24 protein-coding genes are annotated in these 23,130 nt (G+C 57.7%); 12 read left to right on the top strand and 12 right to left on the bottom strand.

Going from position 1 to position 23,130, the window contains the following annotated elements:
• Positions 1-18: 18 nt before the first annotated feature.
• Positions 19-837: an inositol monophosphatase gene (locus TH468_RS01245; RefSeq protein WP_085641877.1), complete on the top strand. Its 819-nt coding sequence runs from the start codon at positions 19-21 to the stop codon at positions 835-837.
• A 47-nt stretch (positions 838-884) separates the two neighbouring features.
• Here the strand turns inward: TH468_RS01245 and TH468_RS01240 are convergent, their stop codons facing one another.
• From TH468_RS01240 to TH468_RS01205, 8 genes are all read right to left on the bottom strand, one after another.
• Positions 885-4,097: an ATP-binding protein gene (locus tag TH468_RS01240; protein WP_246832179.1), complete on the bottom strand. Its 3,213-nt coding sequence runs from the start codon at positions 4,095-4,097 to the stop codon at positions 885-887.
• A gap of 153 nt (positions 4,098-4,250) precedes the next feature.
• On the bottom strand, positions 4,251-4,871 hold the full coding sequence (locus tag TH468_RS01235; RefSeq protein WP_085641875.1) for a helix-turn-helix transcriptional regulator: 621 nt from the start codon (positions 4,869-4,871) through the stop codon (positions 4,251-4,253).
• A 64-nt stretch (positions 4,872-4,935) separates the two neighbouring features.
• Positions 4,936-6,237, bottom strand: coding sequence for a four-carbon acid sugar kinase family protein (locus tag TH468_RS01230; protein WP_085641874.1), 1,302 nt, complete (start codon positions 6,235-6,237; stop codon positions 4,936-4,938).
• Between the two features lie 5 nt (positions 6,238-6,242).
• A complete protein-coding gene (locus tag TH468_RS01225; RefSeq protein WP_085641873.1) occupies positions 6,243-7,511 on the bottom strand; it encodes a ribulose-bisphosphate carboxylase large subunit family protein in 1,269 nt (422 codons plus the stop codon).
• A 3-nt stretch (positions 7,512-7,514) separates the two neighbouring features.
• Positions 7,515-8,054, bottom strand: coding sequence for a VOC family protein (locus tag TH468_RS01220; protein ID WP_085641872.1), 540 nt, complete (start codon positions 8,052-8,054; stop codon positions 7,515-7,517).
• A 10-nt stretch (positions 8,055-8,064) separates the two neighbouring features.
• Positions 8,065-9,342, bottom strand: a complete 1,278-nt coding sequence (locus tag TH468_RS01215; protein ID WP_210402197.1) for a TRAP transporter large permease — start codon at positions 9,340-9,342, stop codon at positions 8,065-8,067.
• Entirely contained in the window at positions 9,339-9,935 is a 597-nt protein-coding gene (locus TH468_RS01210; RefSeq protein ID WP_085641870.1) for a TRAP transporter small permease, read from the bottom strand. Before TH468_RS01210 ends, TH468_RS01215 begins: the two co-directional genes overlap by 4 nt.
• Before the next feature lie 94 nt (positions 9,936-10,029).
• A complete protein-coding gene (locus tag TH468_RS01205; protein WP_085641869.1) occupies positions 10,030-11,040 on the bottom strand; it encodes a TRAP transporter substrate-binding protein in 1,011 nt (336 codons plus the stop codon).
• Positions 11,041-11,187: 147 nt separating this feature from the next.
• On the opposite strand from TH468_RS01205, the gene TH468_RS01200 reads away from it, so the two are divergent.
• On the top strand, positions 11,188-12,222 hold the full coding sequence (locus TH468_RS01200; RefSeq protein ID WP_085641868.1) for a LacI family DNA-binding transcriptional regulator: 1,035 nt from the start codon (positions 11,188-11,190) through the stop codon (positions 12,220-12,222).
• A 79-nt stretch (positions 12,223-12,301) separates the two neighbouring features.
• Here TH468_RS01200 and TH468_RS01195 read toward each other — a convergent pair whose 3' ends face one another.
• Together TH468_RS01195 and TH468_RS01190 are read right to left on the bottom strand one after the other, a co-directional pair.
• The gene (locus TH468_RS01195; RefSeq protein ID WP_062952745.1) at positions 12,302-12,496 is read right to left on the bottom strand and encodes a DUF1508 domain-containing protein; all 195 of its coding nucleotides are present in this window, start codon (positions 12,494-12,496) and stop codon (positions 12,302-12,304) included.
• A gap of 148 nt (positions 12,497-12,644) precedes the next feature.
• Positions 12,645-12,932: a hypothetical protein gene (locus TH468_RS01190; RefSeq protein ID WP_085641867.1), complete on the bottom strand. Its 288-nt coding sequence runs from the start codon at positions 12,930-12,932 to the stop codon at positions 12,645-12,647.
• Between the two features lie 347 nt (positions 12,933-13,279).
• Between TH468_RS01190 and TH468_RS01185 the strand changes: the two genes are divergently transcribed.
• From TH468_RS01185 to TH468_RS01160, 6 genes are all read left to right on the top strand, one after another.
• Positions 13,280-13,720 carry a hypothetical protein gene (locus TH468_RS01185; RefSeq protein WP_085642413.1) on the top strand — a complete coding sequence of 147 codons (441 nt, stop codon included), beginning with the start codon at positions 13,280-13,282 and terminating at the stop codon, positions 13,718-13,720.
• Positions 13,708-14,214, top strand: coding sequence for a hypothetical protein (locus TH468_RS01180; RefSeq protein WP_139834601.1), 507 nt, complete (start codon positions 13,708-13,710; stop codon positions 14,212-14,214). Before TH468_RS01185 ends, TH468_RS01180 begins: the two co-directional genes overlap by 13 nt.
• Positions 14,215-14,402: 188 nt before the next feature.
• Positions 14,403-14,645: a hypothetical protein gene (locus tag TH468_RS01175; protein WP_085641865.1), complete on the top strand. Its 243-nt coding sequence runs from the start codon at positions 14,403-14,405 to the stop codon at positions 14,643-14,645.
• 3 nt (positions 14,646-14,648) lie between these two features.
• Complete coding sequence (locus TH468_RS01170) at positions 14,649-16,346, top strand: portal protein (protein ID WP_246832178.1); 1,698 nt, start codon at positions 14,649-14,651, stop codon at positions 16,344-16,346.
• Positions 16,343-16,609, top strand: coding sequence for a hypothetical protein (locus tag TH468_RS01165; protein ID WP_085641863.1), 267 nt, complete (start codon positions 16,343-16,345; stop codon positions 16,607-16,609). The genes TH468_RS01170 and TH468_RS01165 overlap by 4 nt, the downstream gene beginning before the upstream one ends.
• A 562-nt stretch (positions 16,610-17,171) precedes the next feature.
• A complete protein-coding gene (locus TH468_RS01160) occupies positions 17,172-17,873 on the top strand; it encodes a hypothetical protein (protein ID WP_139834600.1) in 702 nt (233 codons plus the stop codon).
• Here TH468_RS01160 and TH468_RS01155 read toward each other — a convergent pair.
• Positions 17,870-18,670: a hypothetical protein gene (locus TH468_RS01155; protein ID WP_085641861.1), complete on the bottom strand. Its 801-nt coding sequence runs from the start codon at positions 18,668-18,670 to the stop codon at positions 17,870-17,872. The two genes, TH468_RS01160 and TH468_RS01155, sit on opposite strands and share 4 nt — an antisense overlap.
• A gap of 232 nt (positions 18,671-18,902) precedes the next feature.
• On the opposite strand from TH468_RS01155, the gene TH468_RS01150 reads away from it, so the two are divergent.
• The 4 genes from TH468_RS01150 to TH468_RS01135 all read left to right on the top strand — a co-directional run bounded on the left by TH468_RS01150 (position 18,903) and on the right by TH468_RS01135 (position 21,484).
• Entirely contained in the window at positions 18,903-19,718 is an 816-nt protein-coding gene (locus tag TH468_RS01150) for a phage capsid protein (RefSeq protein ID WP_085641860.1), read from the top strand.
• A gap of 44 nt (positions 19,719-19,762) precedes the next feature.
• Positions 19,763-20,038, top strand: a complete 276-nt coding sequence (locus tag TH468_RS01145) for a hypothetical protein (RefSeq protein WP_085641859.1) — start codon at positions 19,763-19,765, stop codon at positions 20,036-20,038.
• Positions 20,039-20,156: 118 nt separating this feature from the next.
• The gene (locus TH468_RS01140) at positions 20,157-20,768 is read left to right on the top strand and encodes a hypothetical protein (RefSeq protein WP_085641858.1); all 612 of its coding nucleotides are present in this window, start codon (positions 20,157-20,159) and stop codon (positions 20,766-20,768) included.
• Positions 20,769-20,833: 65 nt separating this feature from the next.
• The gene (locus tag TH468_RS01135) at positions 20,834-21,484 is read left to right on the top strand and encodes a phage tail protein (RefSeq protein ID WP_085641857.1); all 651 of its coding nucleotides are present in this window, start codon (positions 20,834-20,836) and stop codon (positions 21,482-21,484) included.
• A 44-nt stretch (positions 21,485-21,528) separates the two neighbouring features.
• Here the strand turns inward: TH468_RS01135 and TH468_RS01130 are convergent, their stop codons facing one another.
• Complete coding sequence (locus TH468_RS01130) at positions 21,529-23,085, bottom strand: tetratricopeptide repeat protein (RefSeq protein WP_168177051.1); 1,557 nt, start codon at positions 23,083-23,085, stop codon at positions 21,529-21,531.
• Between the last annotated feature and the right edge of the window lie 45 nt (positions 23,086-23,130).

The raw sequence follows: 23,130 nt of genomic DNA, 5'->3' as shown, positions 1-23,130 counted from the left end.
GTTTCAGGCAGGGACAAAGTGGAAAAAGCATTCTCGGGAATTGATATCGAGGCACGGTTTGAACATGCGCGCGACGTGATCCGCGAGGCGGGTAAACGCGCCATGGAATATTATGAAGGCGACGCCGCCGATCTTGCGATTGAAACCAAAACCAACGCGCTTGATATGGTCAGCATTGCGGACAAAAACGTCGAGGCGATCATCCGTGACCGGATCGGCGATGCCTTTCCCGAGGACGGGTTCCTGGGTGAAGAAATGGGTATCGAGAAGGGCGATAATGACTGCCTTTGGGTGATTGACCCGATTGATGGCACGGCGTGTTTTGTCAATCAGATGCCGACATGGTGCATTTCGGTTGCCCTTATGATCGGCAAGGAAGCCGTCATTGGCCTGATTTATCATCCGTGCAATGACGAGCTTTTCAGTGCGGTCATCGGCGACGGGGCGCGTGTGAATGGCGAACCGGTGAAGGCCAGCAATGCCAAACGGGTTAGCGATGGCGTGATGGGGATCGGCATGTCGCATCGCCTGCCAAGCAGTTCGATCGTGCCGGTTATCGGCCAGTTGCTGGACGAGGAAGGCATGTTCATCCGTAACGGATCATGCGCGTTGATGATGGCCTATGCCAGTGCCGGGCGTCTGATCGGCTATTATGAACCGCATATCAATCCGTGGGATTGCATGGCGGGGATTGTCCTGATGCGTGAGGCGGGGGGCTGGTGCAATGATTTTCTTGATCTGCCCAACGTGCTTGAAAATGGCGGGCCGATATTGGCCGCGGGCCCCAATGTTGCCAAACATCTGGCGGATATGATCGGGCTTTCGTATCGGGGCTGATCACACCTGATGGCGCGATATCGTATCCATGCTGACCGGTGCCGGGTTTATTCCCCAGTGCCGGTCAGTTGCTGTTTGCGTTCTGTCAGCATGCGATAATCAAGGCGTGCGAGTTCCTGATTGATGGCCTTGATATCGAGCGGCTTGGTGCAATGGGCATCCATTCCTGCCGCGCGAAATTCGGCCAGATTGTCGTTTGACGTGTCGGCGGTCAGAGCGAGAACCGGTATGGTTGCCTTGACCGGGTCGGCAAATTCGCGGATCTGGCGGGTGGCTTCGATCCCGTCCATGACGGGCATATGCACATCCATCAGGACCGCGTCAAAATCATGGGCAAGCAACTGATCAAGGGCTTCCTGCCCATTGGCGGCGGTGACGATTTCATGGCCCTGCTGTTCAAGCAGTTTCTGGGCGAGAATACGGTTGATCTGGATATCCTCGACCAGAAGAAGCTTCCGTCCCATGACGCGCGGTTTGTCCGGATCGGCGAGGCCGAGATGACGGTCGTCTTCGGCTTCGCTGCCAAGTTTCGGCGCGTCTGTCAGCGGCAGGTCGAGGTCAAACCAGAAGGTGCTGCCCTTGCCCTCGATGCTTTCGACGTCAATCGTGCCGCCCATCGCCAGGATCATTTTCTGACAGATCGCAAGGCCAAGGCCGGTTCCGCCAAAACGGCGGGTTGTTGATGTATCGACCTGTGTGAAGGCTTCGAAGATCGAACGGACCTTTTCAGCGGGAATGCCGATCCCCTCGTCACGGACAGAGATGCGGAACGCCATGCGACCGTTGGCGGTTTCCTGCCGGGTTACGACAACATGGATACTGCCGGATCTGGTGAATTTGATTGCGTTGGAAACCAAATTGGTCAGGACCTGCTTGATGCGGACCGGATCGCCGATCACCCAGCGCGGCATGTCGGCCGGGATATCAAGATGCAGGCGGTTATCCTGATTGCGTGCCGGGACCATCATCATGGAAACGACTTCCTCGCAAATTGCGTGGATGTCGGTCGGGACTTCTTCAAGGACAAGTTTGCCCGCTTCGATCTTTGACAGATCAAGGACATCACCGATCAGCGACAGAACATGCCGTCCGGCACCATTGATGGTCGAAAGATAGCTTCGGATGGTTTCGGACGGTTCGTTTTTATCGATGGCATCGCGTGCCAGCTGGGCGTAGCCCAGGATCGAGGTCATTGGGGACCTGAATTCGTGGCTCATATGGGCGATGAATTCGGATTTTGCGCGGTCGGCCTGCTGCGCCTGATTCATGGCGTTTTCGGCTTCCTGTCGGGCGTTATCAAGTTCGCTGGTTCGTTGATAGACCAGATCGACAATCCGCTTTTCGGTGCGGGTCAGCGACCGCAGATAAATCATCAGAAGGATGCTGATGGTGGCGCCAAACACAAAGATCGCCCATGGCTGCCAGTATAAAAGGCCATTCAGGCGGGCTTCGGGCCCGTGCAGGACAATGGTCCAGTCGCGGAAGCCAAAGGTAAAGGTCGATACTTTGGGGTTATATCCCCCCGTTATTTCCTGGATGATATGCGACATCGAATAGTCTGCACGGCGGTTGGAATAGATCAGTTGATTACCATCGGGTGCATCCATATCCGCCAGATGTATTTCAAAATCCGATGGCAGACGGGCGATGCGGGCGGCACGCGTGATCATATTGGTCAGACGCAATACGCCAACCGCAAGGCCAAGTGGCGCCTTGCCGGGATTGCGACGGTTCGGAACGCTTAAAAATGCCAGTGCGGTGATTTCGGCAGTTGCGGATTGAAGCAGATGGATTGGTTGGGTCAGGGTAATGTTACCTGTGCGGATCGCCGTTTGGAGGGCCTGCTTGCGGATTTCCTCGCTTGCCAGATCGAACCCGATGACGCTTTCATTGCCCGATTGAGGGAAGACGTAAAAGACCGGGAAATATTCATTACGTTCCGGGGAACGTTGCATTTCACCATCAATCAGATTGCGGATTTCAAAATTTTCAACTCCGCGAAGGGATGCGTTTTCTTCGATCAGGCCCCGCGCGCGGCCTTCGATATAGGGCACCCATTCCAGTGCGCCGACACCCGGCCTGCGTTCGACCCACGGGCCGATCATGGCGTTGAAGGTGGGGAATGACACATCACCGTGGACGTCAAACAGGGTGCGTACGGCGATCAGGCTATCGGTGGCGCGCCCCAGTTCTTCGCGAAGGGAGGCTTCGAAGGCGCGGCGATACTGTTCGGTCTGGGCGTCGGCGGCATGGTCGATCTGGCCGAATGTGTACCATGCGGCCAGCCCCGATATCGTAAAACCCGTCAGGCCGACAATCAGGGCAAGGTTACGGCGCAGACGGTGGATGTCACTTGAAATCCGGCCATCGCGGGTGCGCATGGTGACGACGTTGATTTTTTCGATCCCCGCGCCCAGCAACAGAGATGCGACCGAAACCACAATCACATAGCTGTATAGGTTTTCAAGGCCGACATTCATGTTGGTGGTGCGGATAAAGGTGCTGTCACCCAGTGCGGCAAACACGACGATATCAACGACGATCAGGGCATTGACCAGTGCTGCGCCAAGCAATCCGAAACGCACCGCACCCCACAGAACAAAGGGCAGCGAGACAAAGATGAAGAGATATTCCGGCTTGGAAATTAGCGGGGTGGTCTGAACCGCCGAGGATACAATGATGGTGGCGACACAGACAAAGGCTAGTTCGCCGTAATATGACAGGTTACGGGAACGCCATTTTTGATGGATCAGGCGCAAAACCAGCGGCCCGATCACCAATGCGCCCACCAGATCCCCAAGCCACCAGCCGCGCCAGATGGTGGTAAACTGATCGAAAGTGCCAATCGCCGTCAGGCTGAGGCTTGTTGCGCCACAAAGAGCGGCAAGTGCGGGACCGCCAATGCCGCCCACGATAATAAGGGTGAAAATGCCACGCGCGGTCAAAAGCGGGGACCGGTCGGACATCCGAACAACGATTATCGAGGCAAGGGTTGCGGCAAGCGTGTTGCCAATCGCGATCAGAATGTCGGTTTCAACCGGGGTTGCCGTTGTCAGGTTTACCAGCAGGGCGCCCAAGAAAACGGCCGGAAAATAACGCCATCCCCATGCAATCAAAGCCCCCAGCGCAATGCCGGATGGCGCCCAGATCAGGGTGACGCTGCTGCCATAGAAGGGGAACTGCAACCCGGCATAGCCAAAAACGAAATAGGTTAGCGCGATCGCCACAAAGCGGATGATGTGAAGAGGGGCCAAACGCAAATTCGTTCCTTCCCGGGGTTGGGCGCTTCTGATCAGATGGGAAGCCGGGCGCAAAAATGAAGACCCCGATCCCAATGTTTCGGGACGATTATCACGCAAAAATCTTAACGCACTATCCCCATTTGAGGAGAATGCAAAAAGGCGATGGTTGTTCTATTGGCTGACCCAAAGGACGCGGGCGATCCAGTCGATGTCGCGGGCCTCGACATAGCGGTCTTCATAAGCCGGGTTGAGGGATTTCAGTTCCACCCCCATCGCCCCGCGGCGGACCAGTTCCTTGGCCATGACTTCGCCCGATGTGGTTTTGACAACCACGCGATCCTGCGGGCGGATGTTTGATGCCGGGGAGACGACAATCAGATCGCCATCGCGAAATACCGGGGCCATGGAATCGCCTGCGATGCGCAGCCCATAGGCAGTCGGATCATGCAGGGCGGGAAAGGTGATGTCTTCCCATGCGCCGCCGACCGGATAACCGGCATCATCAAAAAAGCCGCGATTTCCGGCCTGGGCAAAGCCGATGACCGGCACGCGCCCGGCCCCGTTGCCATCGACAAGCTGGGCGAATTCCTGAAAGGTGACATTGGCCACCGAGAGCACCTTTGAAATGCTTTCGGTCGAGGGCCAGCGGGGTTTGCCCTGATTTGTCGTGCGTTTGGACCGGTTGAATGTGGTCGGGTCAAGCTGCGCCAAACGGGCCAGCCCGGAGGGGGTCAGCCCGTTATCTTCGGCGATCTTGTCAAGCGCGCCCCATATCTGTTCTTGCCGGATCATGCGTCATCCTAGCAGCCTGTTATTGCTTCGGAAACGGAATTAATTTCGGCTTTGGCAAACGGTGTCAGGAGGATTGCGGATTTTCGATGCGTGAAACGACCCTATCAAAAATATCGGCACTGCCCATCTGCCCGCCTTTGAGGATCATTTCGATCCCGTCAAGCTGCGGGTTGGTGCTGTGTGCCCGGATCACCGGCACACCGCGATCAAAATCGGTGACGAAGGACAGGCTGTCGATTGGCAGTTCGAGCACGGCAAGGCTTGATGTATCTCCGCCCGCAATCGCGAGGAAACCGACCGGGGCCTGCGATAAAACAGCGGCAATGAACCGGGCACTGGCCCTGGCCAGATCGTGGCCGCCAATGCCATGCGCCGCGTCATCGCCAAGGGTTGCCAGAACATGGCGATTGCCCAGAAGCATATCGCGGCAGGTTTCGACCTTGTGGGCAAAGCGGGTGTCATCAATCAGATCGGCCGGATTGATTTCGACTTTTTCACATAACCGGGTGGCGGCGACCTGCTGTGCGGTCAGCGATGAGCGGCTTCCGGCAAAGGCGAAAACCGGGCCGGTGCGCCGGGTTTGGCGTGTGGTCGGTTCGGTCGGTTGCAGGGCGGTTTTGCCGTTGGTGGCGGTCAAAATCTGCGCGACGCTGCTGGCACCCACGCACAGGATATTGGTATCCGCCGCAATCGCGCGGAAAGCCAGACCGATGATTTCAAGATCATGGTGCTCGCCGACATCAAACAATGTCTGTTTTTCCCCGGCCGCCAGCCGTTTGCGGATTTCGGTGGTCAGGAAAAGCAACCCGCGCCGGATCATGGTGACATCAATAAGCCCGATATCAGGCCAGCCCTGCGCGCCAAGATGGCGGCGAAGGTCGGCTTCTTTCATCGGGGTTACCGGATGATCGCGCATCACCGGATGGCGGTCGATGCGGTGGATGTTGCCATCGCCCGCGGCGGCAAAAAGATTGCCAAACAGGCAATACCGGCCAAGGGATGGCTGCCCGCCGATGATCGCCTGCCAATCGGCATTTATACCCTTGGCAAAACGGTCTGCCACCTGTGCGATGTTGCCGGTATCGAGGGCGCTATCGAAGGTCGAGCAGACCTTGAAATGATGGATTTTTCCGCCTGCCGTGCCAAGGCCAGCGACAAGATCATCCATATGTCTGACACCGTTTTCAACCGTTTCGGCGCGAAGCGAGGTGGCAACGCCAATCGCATCGAGGCCTTCGATTTCCGGGTGGTTCGAAAGACGGGGCGGGCTTAGATAAAGGCGGGCGGATTTACCGCCGCGCGCTAGTGTTGCCAGCGTATCGGACGCCCCGGTGAAATCATCTGCGCAAAAAACGATATCGGCCATCGCGATCAGGCCTTGTTGCCGTAAAAAGCCAGAGCCTCGGCCAAAGCGGGGCTGGTTTTGGCCTGTGCGTCAAGGCTTTGGCCCGTTGCGCAGGCTTCCCATGCGTCTTGCAGGCTGCGCACACCCGCCGCCGGTCCCGACGGATGGGCAAGGATGCCGCCGCCTGCAAGGAACATGAAATCAGCCGATCCGACAGCATCAAATGTTGCCGGGACGGTGCCCGCCCATTGACCCGATGAAAAGACCGGAAGGACGATATCATCCGTTTCACCGGCACAAAGCGGTTGCCCGCAAAGGCGCGCACTTTCGGTGACTTCGGCGTCGTCATCACAGAATTTGCCACCCATGCCATGCACATGCATGTGATCCACGCCCGTAAGACGATACAGCGTCTGATAGGCGGGGAAGGCCATGCCCAGAAGCGGATGGCGCGACAATGCGCCAAAGCCGTTGCGATGCCCGTGCAGGACAAGCGGCGTTGAAGCCCGCAGGGTCTGCATGGCAGAAAGCCCAACCCAGTTCATGCTGACCATGGCGCATGATCCGCCTTCGTCTTCGATCAGGTCGGCATGGCGGCGCATCGCATCGGTTTCGTCGGTGATGTTAAAGGCAATCATCACATCGCGCCCGGTACGGTCACGATATTTGCGCACCCGTTCCATGACGGCAGGAATACGGTCGGCAAGCGGGGCGGATGCCGGGTTTGCGCAAACTTCGTCATCCTTGATGAAATCAACGCCGGCCTCGCACAATTGTTCGACCAGATCGGCGATATCATCGGTGCGAAGACCGACATTTGGCTTGATGATCGTGCCAAAGAACGGGCGGCCTTCGACCTTCATGCGGCTGCGTGTGCCGCTGGTTCCGGCAACCGGGCGGTCATACAGATCGCGATAGGATGCGGGCAATTTGACATCCAAAAGCTTCAACCCGGTGATTTCGCCCAGATCATAAAGATTGCCCGAAACCGTGGATGCCAGTGTCGCCAGATTGCGCCCGATATTGCCGGTCGGGAAACCAACCCGGACTTCGGCGCGGCGATAGGGACCCCCGATGCCCTTGGCCTGCAAATAGGCACTTTGCAGGCTGGGTTCGGTCGCGGCATCCAGTTCGGTGACCGATAGGACGCGCGCCGCACAGCGTTCGCGCAGTTCGTCGGTTTCCCCGGCAACGCGCACGAATGTGCCGCTGCTTTGTTCGCCCGCGATGATGGCGGCGATTTTGGCCGGGTCCATCGGGGTTTCGATCAGGTAACGGGCTTCGATCAGGTCCATGGTTCAGATTTCCGAAAGCGACGGGAAGGGACGCACGGGATCATCGCCGTTCCAGCCGACGGATGCCTCGTAAATGGTTTTGAACAGGCGGCCTTTGGGACCGACGACCTCGGAAAGTTCGATCACGGTGCCGGGATGATCTTCCTTGTCGAAATAAACAAAGCGGCCATTTTCGCCGACCGTGCCGCTCATTTTGACCTTGAAGCCCTGTGCTTCCATAAGCGCCAGATCATTGTCGAAATCCTGCGTCCAGTAGGCGACATGCTGAAGGCCGGTATGGCCTGCTTCCTGAAAATCGCGATACATCGACGGTGCATCATTGCGCGTCTGGATCAGTTCGACCTGGACAAAGCCCGAATTAGCAAGGGCGACGGAATTGTGGACCTCGTAAGGTTTGCCGTCGTAACGGTAATCCTCAATCGGGACCTTGGGATTATAGTACCAGGGGCCGACGCCCATGGTGGTTGCCCAATATTCCATTGCGGCCTCGATATCGGGCACGACATAGCCGAGCTGGCGGATTTCGCCCAAAAACTTGCTCATAATTCCTCACTTATCCAAGAAGGTTTGGCAACCAGGTCGAGATTGCCGGTATGCAGGTCACCGCCAGAAGCGATAAAAACAGCGGGATCAGGAAGGGCAGTGCCCCGCGAATGACCCGATGCAGCGGCATTTTTGCGATGATGCTGACCATATAGAGGCTCATCCCGACCGGCGGGGTCAGAAGCCCGATCATCAGGTTCAGCACAAAGACGATGCCAAGTTGCAGCGGATCAACACCAGCAGCCGTCAGGGCCGGGGTGATGATCGGTGCAATGATCAGGATGGCGGCAATTGATTCCAGGAACATGCCAACGACCAGCAACAACACATTGACGATGAACAGCAAAATCAACGGATTGTCCGACAGGTCGAGGAGGAACGCACTGGCGGTTGCGGGCAGGCGATCCATGGTCAGAACCCAGGCAAACAGGGCCGCCGTGGCAACAATAAACAGCACGCTGCCGGTGGCATCGACCGTGTCACGGGCGGCGGCAATGATGCGTTTGACATCAAGTTCGCGATAGATGAATTTGCCGATAAACAGCGCATAGGCAACCGTCACCCCGGCGACTTCGGTCGGGCCGAAATAGCCCGAAATCAGACCGCCAATCAGAAGAACCGGGGCGGCAAGGGCGGGAAGGGATACCACGAATTTGCGGCCAAATGCGGCCCAGTCAAATTTGACCTCGTCACGCGGCAGTTTGTAAATCCGGGCCATTACGCCGACCTGCAACATCAGAAGAACCGTGATCAGAACCGCAGGCACGATCCCGGCAATCAGCAGTTTGACGGCAGATACATTGGCGACCGAGGCAAAGATGATGATCGGGATGCTGGGCGGGAAAATCGGGCCGATGGTGGCGGCCGCCATGGTGATGCCCGATGCAAATTCGGCACTGTAACCCTGTTTGCGCATCATCTTGATCTGGATCGACCCGAGTGCGCCGATATCGGCGAGGGCCGCACCGGACACACCGGAAAAGATCAGGCTGACCAGAACGCTTACCTGTGCGGTGCCGCCCCGGATCCAGCCGACCATCATGCGGACCAGTTCAAACAGATGGTTGGTGACACCCGATGTGCTGAGCAGACTTGCGGCGAAAATGAACAGCGGCACGGCCAGAAGTGGTGTTGAATCCAGCGCATTGACCGTGCGTTGCGCCAGAACTGTCATCGGCAGGTTAAACAGGATCATGACAACGGCCGAAGACAGGCCAAGGCAGATGGCAATCGGCAGCCGGATCAGCATCAGAACCAGAAACAGGACAAGAAGGGTCGCGCTCATCATGGGCGGGGTTCCTCGCGGGATACGGCAATCGTGGCGGCGGTATCGATAGCGTCGTTATTGTCGTCGCTGTCGTCTTCGTCGTCGTTATCGTCGGCTTCTTCGTGATGGGCGGCGGGTTCTGTGCCGGTGACAAGGCGATAAATCGCAACGGCGGCCAGCAATACAATGGCAATCACCGCCGGGGCATAGACGACAAGGTTCGATAGCCCCATCGAAGGCGTTGAAAATTTGCCCGCTCGCAGAAGAAACTTGTAAAGCGCAAAGAGGAATACGCCGGAAAAGGCGGTGATCAGGATGTAATTGGCGGTCCGCAGGATCGCCTTGCCGCGCGGGCGAAGCGCGCTATAGAGCAGGTCAATCGCGATATGGCGATTATGGAGCATCAGGGCCGGGACGACGAAAAACACCAGCGCGATATTGGAAACGCGCGACAGTTCATCGGCCCATGGCAGGCCAAGATCAAAGAAATTGCGCAGGATCACCTGACCGACCACGAGCACTGTCATCAATGCCAGCATCAGCATCGCAAGCAGTGTCAGAACCCGACAGATATGGTCGAATCCCCGATAGATCGGAGAATTCCGGTTCGGCATGACAAACCCCGGACAAGAAGCGGAAAAACGGAAAAAAGGCGAAGTTCGGAGCGGTTCGGCTTTGATCTTGGGGGCCGGACCGCCCGAAGCGCGATTACTTTACAGCAGCAATCTTTTCGTAATAGGCACCGTATTTCTCGTCGAAGCGTTCATGGACGAGTTTTTCAACACCACTTCGGAAGGCCGCAACGTCAAGCCCGTCATCCGGGCCGATGATCGTCATGCCCGCATCTTTGAGCTTCTGAAGATCACCGGCTTCCTGATCAAGGATCATCTGCGATGCCTTCATGCGGACAGTTTCTGCCGCCTTGTTAAGGGCATCCTTGATGTCTTGCGGGAAGCTCTGCCAGAGGTCTTCGTTGATGACGACGATTTCAGCAGCCGAAATATGGCCGGTCAGCATCATGTGCGACTGAACGTCATAAAGCTTGTGGTCAACAGCGACGTTTACCGGGTTTTCCTGGCCTTGAACGATTCCGGTGGCAAGGGCAGTCGGAACTTCGGACCAGTCAACTGGCACCGGCGCGGCACCAAGGCCTTCGACCGCAGTCAGGTAAACCGGGGACGGAATGGCGCGGATTTTGACGCCGGAAAGATCAGCAGGCGACTTGACCGGAAGGTTCGCGGTCAGTTGACGGGTGCCGAAATAGAAAGCGTAAAGAACACGCATCCCGGTATTGTCGATCAGGCCCTGATTAAGTTCGGCCATGACCGGGGAATTGATGTCGACCACTTTCATCAGGTGGTCATAGTCGCGATAAAGATACGGGGTATCAAGAACACCGAAATCTTCGTAAAGCGAACTCAGCGCACCAGCCGTATTGTGTGAAAGCGCGATGGAACCCATGGAAACGCCTTCGGCAAGTTCCTGAATTTTGCCAAGCTGGGATGACGGATAAACGTCAATCTTGACCGCGCCATTGGTGTTTTTGGCGACCTCTTCGGCCAGCCAGTCGGCCTGCATGCCCACGACACTGGTCGGGGAATTCATGTGGCCGTAATTGAGTTCGTATTCCTGTGCCTGTGCGCCAAGGGCAAACAGGCTGCAGGTGGCGACCGTCGCAACGGATGCGACGAAATGACGGAATTTTCCGTGAATGACCATTGTTTCCTCCCGAGATGGTCCGCAGGCCGTTATGGCCGAATATGAAGGGCTATTGTTGTTTTTCCCTTGAATAAAATGATGGTAGGTGAAAGTTTATCCCTCATCAAACATCATTAATTGATGTTTTTTGATGGTTTTGAGGGATAAATGCCGAAGACGACAGGCCCGGTAATCAAGGATATTGCAGCCCTTTCAGGGGTTTCGCCCGCAACAGTCGATCGCGTTTTGAACAAACGTGCCGGTGTGCGCGAAATGACGGCAAAACGGGTTTTGTCCGCCGCCGCCGAGCTTGGCTATCTGCCCGAATCCGATATGCAGGAAACATTGCGCCCGCGACCGATGAAGGTTGTTTTCCTTTTGCCGGCGGGGACCAACCCGTATCTTGGGCTTCTGGGTGAAACCATCAAATCCGCGGCCGAGCAGCCATCGGGCTATAACATCCGTGCGCGGTGCTTTTTCATCGACAGTTTCAATCCCAAACTGCTGTCGGATGCCATGCGCCAGCACGGCAAAACCGCCGATGGCATTGCGTTTATGGCGATTGACCATCCGCTGGTGCGTGAAACGGTTTCCGACCTGCAGGCCCAGGGCAAGCATGTGGTGACATTGGTGTCCGACATTGCCGGGGTGCGTCATTCGGCCTATGTCGGGCTGGATAACCGGGCGGTCGGCCGGACGGCGGGATATCTTTTGGGGCGGTTGACCCGGCAATCCACCGGCCGGGTGGCGCTGATCACTGCCAGCCGAACATACCGGGCGCACGAGGAACGCGAAATGGGGTTCCTTGGCCTGATGGATGAAAGTTTTCCGGGGATTTCGGTGATTGCCGCGCGTGAAGGCCATGACAATCGTGCGGAAAATTACCACCATACCGTATCGCTTCTGGCGGAATATCCCGATCTGATCGGGATTTACAATGTTGGCGGGTCATCTGACGGGATTGCACGTGCGCTTCGCGAAAGCGACCGGGGGCGCGATATCGTTTTCATCGGCCATGGATTGACCACCGATACGCGCAAATTCCTGCTTGAGGACATCATGGATGTGGTGATCACGCAAAGTCCCGATATCATCGTGCAGAACACCTTGAAAATATTTGACAATATCCGCAATGACGCGGCCGCGATGCAGGGGGTGGCGGACCTGACCATGCAGGTCGTGGTCAAGGAAAACCTGCCTTAGCCGGATGGTTTGCGGCCTGCTAAAAAAAATCAAAACCCCGGGCGGGATTGCGCCGGGGTTTTGTCTTTCGCAGAGGGGCTTAAGCGGTGGCGTCGTGCACCGGAACGTCTTTCGATGATTTCAGCAGATCGATGCTGTGGATGCAGTCGGCTTTGGCTTTGTAGCCCTCGCTGCTCATCGCGATTTTAAGGCCGTTGCGCGCGATATAGGTCCAGCGCCATTCGCCTTTCTTGTCCTTGTAAAGCTCGTAACGCGGGGACGGGGGATTTGCCATGGGAGACTCCTGACTGTCAGTGGATCGGCATGCAGTGGACCGCATGGCCGGTGATCGAAAATTGCCCGGTCGGGCATCCCCGGTCAGGCATCCATGAAGACAGTTCAGAAGCGGTTTTGTGATGAAACGGGGCAGGAAGAGCGCGGGATTAGCGCAGAAGCGCAATCCCGTCATCGTGGCCTGCCAGCAGGATCACATCCTTTTTCGACGGCGCCTTGCATTTCGTGGCCGGGCGGAGTGCGAGCAGGGAGGCGGCAATTTTCTGCGCGCCGGGGGAGAGGAAAAACGCGTCATCCGGCCCCAGTTCGCGCGAGCAGAAAAGGGCGGCGTCACGCGGTTTTCTGGCGGCAATGAACAGCTTTTCAAACGCATCGACAAAATCGGTCGATATTCCCATTGCTTCCTGTTCCGTCATTTTGATGCTGGCCCAGCTCATGGGAGTCTCTCGTCTGGTTGCGGATATCTGTAAGGCCATTATTCATCCGGTGACCGCCAAGTCGAGCATTTTTGCGGGCGTTCGCGTAATAGGAAATTAATCCTTTACAATGAGAACAAAAAGGGATTATAGCTTGTGGATCAACACCGGAAGTGCATCCGGAAATAGCTTTGATGCGGTCAGAATGGCGGAAAACGGCATATAAGCCGGGTTTTGCACGTATCACGTTGGCAATCTTTACATATCCGGCAATTGGCGGTTTTGCGCAGTCGATGATGCGCAAAAGGGAGATTTGCACGCTTTTTCGGGGTGTTGATGCGAGACAGGCAGTTCAGCAGGAGGGCGAAATGAGTGAACAGAGACTTTTTCCCAAGCCAATAGCGGACCGCGTGACGACCCCGTTTTCCAGTGCCATGCAGGCGTGGTTCTGGTTTGTGCGGTGCCAGGCGTCACGGATCGAAGGGGCGCGTGTGGTGGCCGATGCCAGCGACGTTGTGCGCCCGTGCGACCCGGATGATATCTATAACGCGGTCATGCGGCTTCGGCGTGAAAATGTGCTGGATGACCGGCATTTGCAGGTGATCGAATATTACGGGCTGGTGGAACGCACGCCCGATCCGCGCGATGGGCGTGAAAAGCCGAAATATGACCTTTGGTGCGATGCCATGGCGGCCTTGCAGGATGTGCTGATTGCGCGTGATATCGTCCTTCCGGGGGCCGAGGATGCCTTTCACCATCCCGAGAAAATGATCAAAATGACGGGGGAATTGCCGCCATGCAGACTTTGACCCGAGAGGCGATCACACCTGCTTTGGCAGCAGTGAAACAGCCCGCATATCCGGGTGCAAATCCGCCAACCGAACCCGTCATGCGTGATGTGCTTGTCGTGTTTGCCGATGCACCCGAAAAGCGGCTTTTGCGGTGGCTGAAACCCGGTTTCCGGCATTGTTTCGTGCTGATGTCGGGCGGACGTGCCGGGGAGTGGATCTGCCTTGATCCGCAAAGCCATCGTGTGGCGTGCGATGTCTGGCAATATTCGGTTCTGTTTGACCCCGAAGCCCATTACCGGGCGCGCGGATTTGACTGCATCTGGGTCAGTTATCCGGTGGAAGTGCCAAGGCGGGTGCGGTTGGGCGCGTTTACCTGTGTCGAGTTCGTCAAACGGTTGCTGGGCATTTCCGGGTTCTGGATCGTGACGCCGCATCAACTTTTTTGCGCGATTAAACGTGCGGAAACAAAGGCTTATCGTGGGAGAGTGTTTTTTTCTGAAAAATGTTCTTGATTTGTTCTTTTTTCTGTGCCATAAGGGAGAAGTCAACACCACAACTGCGCCCGCATCGCTTCATCGCGTTGCGGGCGTTTTTGTTTCTGGCCCCGGCTTGGGGCTTTTTTGTTTTAGGGCCCGGTTTGGGGCATTTGGTTTTTCAGGTCCCGTCTATGGGATGAGGCAGAGGGAGGCAAAAGGGCATCATGGGCAGTCTGTTTTCGACACCAAAACCAGCAGCGCCACCACCAATTGCCACCAGTTCGTCCGCAAACCCGCCGTCCGTCGATGACGTGGAAAGTGCGGCAGAAGCGGCGCGACGGGCGAGGTCCGAGGCGCTGGAGCGGCGACGCTATGGCCGGGCCGGACTGATCGGCACGGGGTTTCGCGGGTTGCTTTCGGACCGGATCGACCGTGCGGCGGGCGGCAAAAATCTTTTGGGGGACTAGGCGATGACAGAACGGCAGAACCGCAAAGCGCGCCCGGTCCGCCCGTCGAGGGCAGACCAGACGACGGCGAGATTTGGCCGGATGGCGAAGGAGCCGGTGGGCCGCCTTGGAGCAGGTGCGGGTGTGGGGGCGAGCGCCGGGGCAGGCCGCAATGCCGGAACCAAAACCGGCACGATTGCGATTGCCGATTTGCGGGCCCGGTTCCGGGCGGCGATGGGGCAGAAGCGCGGTTGGATGCGCCATTGGCAGGAATGTTATGAATTCGCCCTGCCGCAACGCAACGGTGCGAGCGAGCAACCGGTTGCATCGGGTGGGGAAAAGAAATTTGACCGGGTGTTTGATGCCACGGCCCCGGATGCGGTCGAGCAGCTTGCGGCCAGCCTGATGGCGGAAATCACCCCGCCGAGCGGTGGCTGGTTCACGTTTGAGCCGGGCGGCAATGTGGCGGATGCGGATCGGGACATTCTGACCGCGCGGCTTGCAAGGGCCGCGAGCATTTTGCAGGGGCATTTTGACCGGTCCAATTTTGCGGTCGAGATGCATCAGGCGTTTCTTGATCTGGTGACGGCGGGGACGGCGTGCCTTCGGCTTGAGGCGGATGATTTTTTAAGCCCGTCGGCGTTTCGGTTTGGCGCGGTGCCGCTTCGAGACGTGGCGTTCGAGGAAAGCCATGATGGCAGAATGGATGCGGTGTTTCGCAAGCTGTCGCTAACCCGGGACGAGATCGCCCGGCAATGGCCGGAGGCGAAATTGCCAAGGGATGACCGGGATGCGGGGGAGAGCCCGAAACGTTATGCGGTGGTCGAGGCGGTTTTGCCCGATCCGGGGGCGTTTGGCGGTTATCAGCTTTGCGTGTTTTTTGAGGATGGTGGGCAGGTTTCTGGCGGTTCGGCAGGCGAAGATGGGGTGATTCATCGGGACCGGTTTGAGGTGTCGCCCTATATCGCGTTTCGCTGGATGAAGGCACCGGGCGAGGTTTATGGCAGGTCGCCGGTGATGAAGGCGCTGCCGGATATCAAGACGGCGAACAAGGTGGTGGAGCTGGTGCTTAAAAACGCATCCATCGCGGTGACGGGCATCTGGCAGGCCGATGATGACGGGGTTTTGAACCCGGCGGCGATCCGGCTTGTACCGGGAAGCATCATCCCGAAGGCGGTCGGCTCGGCGGGGTTAACGCCGCTTGATGCGCCGGGGCGGTTTGATGTTTCCGATCTGGTGCTGTCCGATTTGCGCGATCGCATCCGGCGGTGCCTGCTGGCCGACCGCCTGGGGCAAAGTGACCATCCGGGCATGACCGCGACCGAGGTTCTGGAACGGGCATCGGAAAATGCCCGGTTGCTGGGGGCGACTTATGGGCGGTTGCAGGCGGAACTGCTTTATCCGCTTATTCGCCGTGCGATCCATATTCTGGTGCGGCGCGGCGAGTTGCCCGATATGCCCCTTGATGGCGATGTCGTGCAGTTGCGCCATAGCGCGCCGCTGGCGCAGTTGCCCAAACGGGTACAGGCCGGGCAGGCGATGGATTGGTTATCACGTATTGCGACGCTGGGGCCGGAGGCGCTGGGCGAGGTCGACATGCCGCACATGGTCCGCTGGCTTGCCGATCAGTTCGGGGTGCCGGACCATTTGCTCCGGCCGATGATGCCGGTTTTGCCGGTTGAGGCATCACTAGAGGCGGGCGTTTTGGAGGATGCGGTATGAATGGCTGGGACTGGTTTGAGGGCTTGGCGTCCGCCGCCGACGAAACCGAAGAGGTGGATCGGGCCCATTGGCGGCAATGTTTTGGCACGAGTGCGGGGCAGAAGGTTCTGGTGGAGCTTGAACGTAGCATCATCAAAACCGCACTTGGTCCGCAAAGCCCGGATCGGGCGATCTGGATGCGTGAAGGGCAGCGGGCGCTGGTTTTGCAAATGACGCGGCTTGCAAGGGGCAGCGTAAACGGAGGCGCGGCGGATAAAGGGTGAGGTTGCTCTTTCTGTTGGTGGTTCCGGCGGTGCCTTTGCCTGTGAAGCTAGGGTGGGTGGTGTGTTTGATGCCAGTTTGGCGCATGCAGCCCGATGGACTCCCGCGTTCGCGGGAGTGACGGAGAGGGTTAGGCGCGACTATTCGTTCCAGTCGTCATTCCCGCGAAGGCGGGAATCCAGACAGCGGTGCCGCGTCCACTATTTGGTGCTTAAGGCGGCGGATGATGGTCGGAGCTTGCAAGGGGCAGCGTAAAAGAATGCACGGCAGATAGGGGTAAGGTTGCCCGTTACTGCTTTTGGTTCGGCGCTGCTTGTGCCTGTGAAGGTGGGGTGCTTGATGTAAGTTTGGCGCATGCGGCTCGATGGACTCCCGCGTTCGCGGGAGTGACGGGGTGGGTGTGGTGACGGGAGAGGTTGGGGCGGTATCATTCTCTCCAACCGTCATTCCCGCGAACGCGGGAATCCAGACTTGGTGCCGCGCGTAGCGTTAATCAGGAAAACCGTAACTTTATGAACAGGAACCGGGCAGCAAAGAAGCTGCGCGGAGAGGGGAGAGTGCATCATGACTATTGAGCAGAACCCGGCACGGTCAGAAGCCGGGCACGGAGCAGAGGGTAATCTGTTGCGCCCGGCTGATGCGGCGGGTGGCCTGCCTGAGGTGTTGGAAGATGTGGTTTCTGATGTTGAGGCCTTGCCGGAAGGTGAGGTTGAGGTCGGTGAAGCCATCACGGCCCTTGATCCGGCCAGCATTCCCGAAACGCCCGACGGCTACGAGATTGCGGTTGATGAAGTGTTGGGGGCGGTTGATCCGGCGGTGAATGCGCGTTTGCATGAAGCGGGATTTAGCGGGGCGCAGGCGCAGCTTGTTTATGATCTGGCGGCCGAGGTGATCGGGCCGTTAATCTGCGAGGTTGAGGGCGCAGGCAAACGTGCCACGGATCGGGCCGCCCTGGTGGCCGAGTTTGGCGGGGCGGAGAACTGGAAGCGGATCGCGCCGCGGATTGAGAAATGGGGGCGCGAGAACCTGCCGGAGGCGGCGTTTGAGGTTCTGTGCCAAACGGCAGATGGGGTGCGCAGTATTCATCGGTTGATGAGCGGCGGGGCGGAGCCGGGATTGAGTGCCGGACGGCCAAGCGATGCGACAGGTGATTTACGCGCTGATATCCGGGCGAAAATGAATGATCCGCGATACTGGCGCGACCGTGATCCGGCGATGGTGGCCGAGGTGCAGGCAGGTTTTGACCGCCTGCATGGCATTTCCTAGTTCACCTGATAGCGGCCATCGGTTTTCTGGACTTCGGGGGGGATGCGGGTGCGCTCAAACGCTGCGTAAACGTCATAAAGCCCCGGTGCCGGGACGCTGGCAAAGGCGTCTTCGGTGAGGGTCACGGCATCATCCATGTTCTGGCGTTTTTCAAAGATATGGACGGGCACCTGTGCCTGACCGGCGCGAAGGGCCGTATCGATCAGCATATAGACCGGTTCGATATCGCCGTTTTCAAGGGCGATGCCGCCCGTGCCCTCGCAATTGCCGCGAAGGGCGGGTTGGCCGGTTTGGGCCTGTTGCTCGATATCCTCGGGTGTGCCGGATGTTAACGGGGTCAGGGCGATTTCAAGGTGATGCGGGCTGTTGGGGGCAAGGTCGTCGCGCGTGACATGGTAAACGCCAAGATCGGCAGCATTGCCGATGGTGGCACTATCGGCACCGGTGGAGTTGCCATCGCCGTCACTGGCATGGGTAATGGCATCGGCATCGCAGAAATTATAGCGGGTAAACAGGCGGTAACGGTTGTTTGCCTTGAGCCAGACTTCGATATCGCGATCGGCATTGAAGACGCGGACGAAAACCGGTGCGCCAATTGCCAGGTCGGCGTTGGACAGTTCGGCTTCGAGATCGGGCAGAACCCGGTTGCGGATATTTTCCGCACCAAACCCGGCAAGGGCCGAAACCCGGCTGGTGAAATCGTTAAAATAGCCGGGAACAGGGGTATAGGGCAGCAGGGTATAACCCGCTGCCCCAATCCCGATCAGGGCGATGGTGGCAAACAGTTTTGCGCGCAACGCAAACTCCAGATCATCAATTTTGCAACAGGTCCGGCCAAACCGGACAGGTGTTCGAAACCGGCCGAGCAGGCGGGGTTCCGAACGACAACACCAAACCACTCAACCATGACCGCAAGATGACCGGTTCGGGGTGCAAATAAGGCGGAATTGCCTGATTTGCCGCGCTGTCGGGCTGTTTCATCGCCACTGTGGTCGGAAAATTGTTTTAGGGCAGAAGGATACAAAACCAATGAGCGTGACAATCGATAAAAGCTTTGTCGATCATTTCCAGGCCGATGTGCATCAGGCCTATCAGCGGATGGGATCAAAGCTTCGTAATACGGTGCGGGTCAAAAACAGTGTGAAGGGGGCCAGTACGGTTTTTCAGAAAGTCGGCAAGGGCAAGGCGACCACCAAGGCACGCCATGGCAAGGTGCCGGTGATGAATGCCGAACATGAGGCGGTGCGCTGTGACCTTCGCGATTATTATGCCGGTGACTGGGTCGATGCGCTGGACGAGCTTAAGACCAATCACGATGAAAAGATGGTTCTGGCCAATGCCGGGGCTTATGCGCTGGGTCGCAAGACCGATGATCTGATCATCAATGCGCTGGCAAGCGGCGAGGAGCTTATTGATCACAATGATACCGGGTTGACCCTTGGCAAGGTGATGGCAGCCTTTGAAGGCATGGGCAACCGCGATGTGCCCGATGACGGGCAGCGTTATGCGATTGTCGGCTGGAAACAGTGGTCGGAATTGCTGCAGATTCCGGAATTTTCCAATGCCGATTATGTTGGTGATGATGATCTGCCGTGGAAGGGCACGCAGGCCAAACGTTGGCTTGGCACGCTGTGGATGCCGCATTCGGGGCTTCCGGTGGCGGAAGGCATCCGGTCGTGCTTCTGGTATCACAGAACCGCCATTGGTCATGCGATTGGGGCGGACGTGCAGTCCGACATTACCTGGCACGGCGACCATGCCGCACATTTCGTCAACAATTCCATGAGCCAGGGGGCGGTGCTTGTTGACGATGCCGGGGTGAGCTGCATCCGGGCCAAAGAGTAAGCCGCGGCTTTTGACGATTTTTCATACAGATAACGGAGACCAAAATGGCAGAAGGTTTTAAAGCCAGAAACCTCAGTGTTCTGGCCTATGCCAACGGCTTTACGCTTTGGCATTACATCACCCCGGATTTCGCCGCCGATGTCGATACGGCGGGTTACTTTGCCGATGCCCGCGACATGCTGCGGGTCGGTGACATCATCATCGCCAATACCAACCGCGATGCCAACATGTCAGGCGGGCTGTTCGTCGTGGCGAGTTCGGGGGCTTTGGGCGTTGATGTCCGCGATATGACGGCGATTGGCAGCTCGAATACGGATTGATCCGGGCCCGGCCCGCGCACGTCGCTGGGTGGTTTTTCAGACAGATTTCATCTTTTCCTCGACCCGTTTCTGCCCCGGCAGGAGCGGTTTTTTTATGTCCAAACCAAGGAGAATGCCCATGCAGGGTTCCAAACCAGTTGAATGCGAAGTGCTTAACGTTATCCAAGCGGCGGGTATCTGGCCGGATTGCGATGACAAGACCCAGTTGCTTCAGGCAATTCAGAAACTCATTCCGTCCGCTGTTTCTCAGCGCCAGTATTTCACCGAAGACGGATCATTTGTCGTGCCTGAAGGTGTAACCAAACTCCGTGTAACTGTTGCCGGTGCCGGTGGCGGTGGTGGCCTGAATGGCTACAGGGTCAGCGAACAATCCGAAGATGGTGAGGCGTCCAGCGTTACCTATAACCAGGAAGTAGTTATTGCTGAGGGTGGCAAAGGCGGCTGGTCAGCAAAAACAACGGCTATTTCTGCACCGCATGGCGGTGCAGCCAATGGTGACGTGAACTTTGTCGGTCAGGGCTCTCCGGGGGGCAACGGCACGACGTCGCAAGATGGCTTAACCGGTGGTGCAGGTGGCAATGGTGGACTAGCGGTTAAGGAATTCGACGTTCTGCCCGGCGAGACTTTGCAGATTGTTGTAGGTGCAGGCGGCACCAGCACTGCAGATCCTGCGCCGGATTACTCGGGTAATTATGGCGTTGATGGTTATGTGATCATCGAGTGGGTCTGATTGAACTATCCCCGGCAGGGCTTCCTTGCCGGGGTTTTGTTTTTTGAAATGACAGGAGAATGTCTATGTTGGGTTCAACCCCGGTGGATTGCGAAGTCCTTCACGTTATTCAGGCAGCAGGCATTACGCCCAATTGCGATGACAAAACCCAGCTTCTTCAGGCGCTGGATGCCCGCTATCTGGGACAGAATGGTGGTGCATCCGGTGGCACCGAGATCGGTGTGATCGCAGCTCTTGCCATGCCGACCCCGCCGGAAGGCTGGCTGGTCTGTGACGGTTCGGCGGTTTCGCGGACCGACTATGCTGATCTGTTTGCCGCGATTGGTACCGTCTGGGGCCATGGCGACCAGATTGCGACCTTTAACCTGCCAGACCTTCGCGGCGAGTTCATTCGCGGTTTTGATGCCGGTCGCGGCGTGGATGATGGGCGTGGGTTTGCGTCTGGTCAGCTTGATCAGATGCAGCGCATTACGGCTCGTGCGTTAGGCTACGGCACTGACGGCGGTATGTTTGCACCGTTTGCGTCATTTGATGGGGCGTTCAGTGAGGCCGAGGCTAATAACAATGGTAGAGCTGCCGTGGGCACCCATAGTGGTTTGGTGTCCGGGTTGGCATTTGACAGCGCTGGCTCGCCAAATGCCCGAGTTGGCGCCGAAACCCGCCCGCGCAACGTTGCGGTGACTTATGCGATCAAGGCGTTTTATCCGGCGGTGTAAGGCCAAGGGATTTGCGTTTCTTGGAACAAAGGGAGAGGGGCGCTTTATTGCGCCCCTTTTTCCGTCAGATATTTGGTGACCTGAGCGGATGCTCGGGCGCGTTGTTCGTAGGTGACGGAGGGGGCGGCGACTTCGATCCAGGTTTTGGCTTCGACATGATCGCGCGCGGCGGCGATGGACAGATAGTACCAGGCAAGTTCGAGGTCTTCGGTGGTGTATTCGCCGTAATAATGCATCCGGCCCATGGCGGCAAAACCGTTGATATCGTCAAGTTCGACGGCCTTCTGATACCAGACAATTGCGCCTGCCGGGTCTTCGGGGCCACCGATGCCGTATTCAAGGAAATGGCCGTAATGGTAAGGGGCGTCGGGATCGCCGTTTTCGGCGGCAAGCTTCATCCATTTCCGGGCCAGCATGGGATCGGGTTCAATGCCCTCGGCCCCGGACTGGTAGATGGCGGAAAGGTTGTATTGGGCGTAGGCGTCGCCGTCGGAGGCGGCCTTTTCATACCATTCGCGTGCGCGGGGCAGACTGACATCGACCCCGATGCCGTGCAGATAGCAATCGGCCAGATTGACCATGGCAGACACATCGCCCAGATCGGCGGCGCGCCGATAGTGATAGGCGGCTTCGGTGGCGTCGGGTGCGACGCCTGACCCGTTGAGATACATGACGCCAATCAGGTTGATCGCGCCGGCATGGTTATGATCAGCCGCCTTGCGGGCCAGTTCCATCGCGCGGGTGAAATCCTGCGGCACGCCATTGCCATGATAGGCGGCCAGCGCATCGGCAAAGAGTGGTTCGGTATCGGGTGCCGGGGCGGTCATCGCCGGTTCGGATGCGGGAGCCGAGGCAGGAACAGCAGGAGCCGGTTCGATCACGATGGATCTGGAGGATGTAAAGCGTTCGGTTATCGTGCCGTTGGCATCCATGGTGCGGTTGGTGAAGGGGCAGGGTTCTGATGCCGGGTAGGTCGTAATGGCATCGCCGTCGGCCAGAACCGCGATGGCCGGGGCGTAACCCTGTTTGGCAGCGCAATTGTACCAGCCTTCGGCTTCTTCGAAGGCATCAAAGAAAAGGAATTGTCCTTCGAGATATTCGGCGAGCGCGAACTGTGCGGCGGGGTCGCCATTCATGGCGCGGGCGCGCAGGGCGTCTTCATCGCCATCATAGCTGTTTGCGGTGTCGGAAATGCCTGGTGCGTTTTGCTTCTGGTCGGCGGTGTAACCGGCCCCGGTGTAATAGCATTCGCCGGTTTCGCTGATATCGAAATTGGCGTTGATGTTTTGCAGCTGATCAATGGCGGGCTGGTCACCCTGCAGGGCAGCACATTCAAGCAGGCGGGTGATGGTGAAATGTTCATCATCGTCAATGTGGCCGTCCTCGGCATAGTCGTAGGACAGTATGGCGCCCAGTATGCGCTGGGCCTCGGCATCGCCTGCGTAGGACTTGCGCCAGTAATCATCGATCAGGGGATCGACATCAGAATTCTGGGCGATTTCCGCAGCAGGTGCCGGAATGGACGCCAAGGCCGGGGCCAGTTCAGACAGGCCCAAGGTGCCCGCGAAAACAAGTGATGCGACATACGGGAACCGGGACATTCGTGCTCCATTCAAATTGCCCGGCCCTGTCACGGTCGGTTGATA

Source organism: Thalassospira sp. MCCC 1A03138 (genome assembly GCF_002115785.1).
Classification (GTDB): domain Bacteria; phylum Pseudomonadota; class Alphaproteobacteria; order Rhodospirillales; family Thalassospiraceae; genus Thalassospira.
This window is presented reverse-complemented; position numbering and strand designations above follow the sequence as displayed.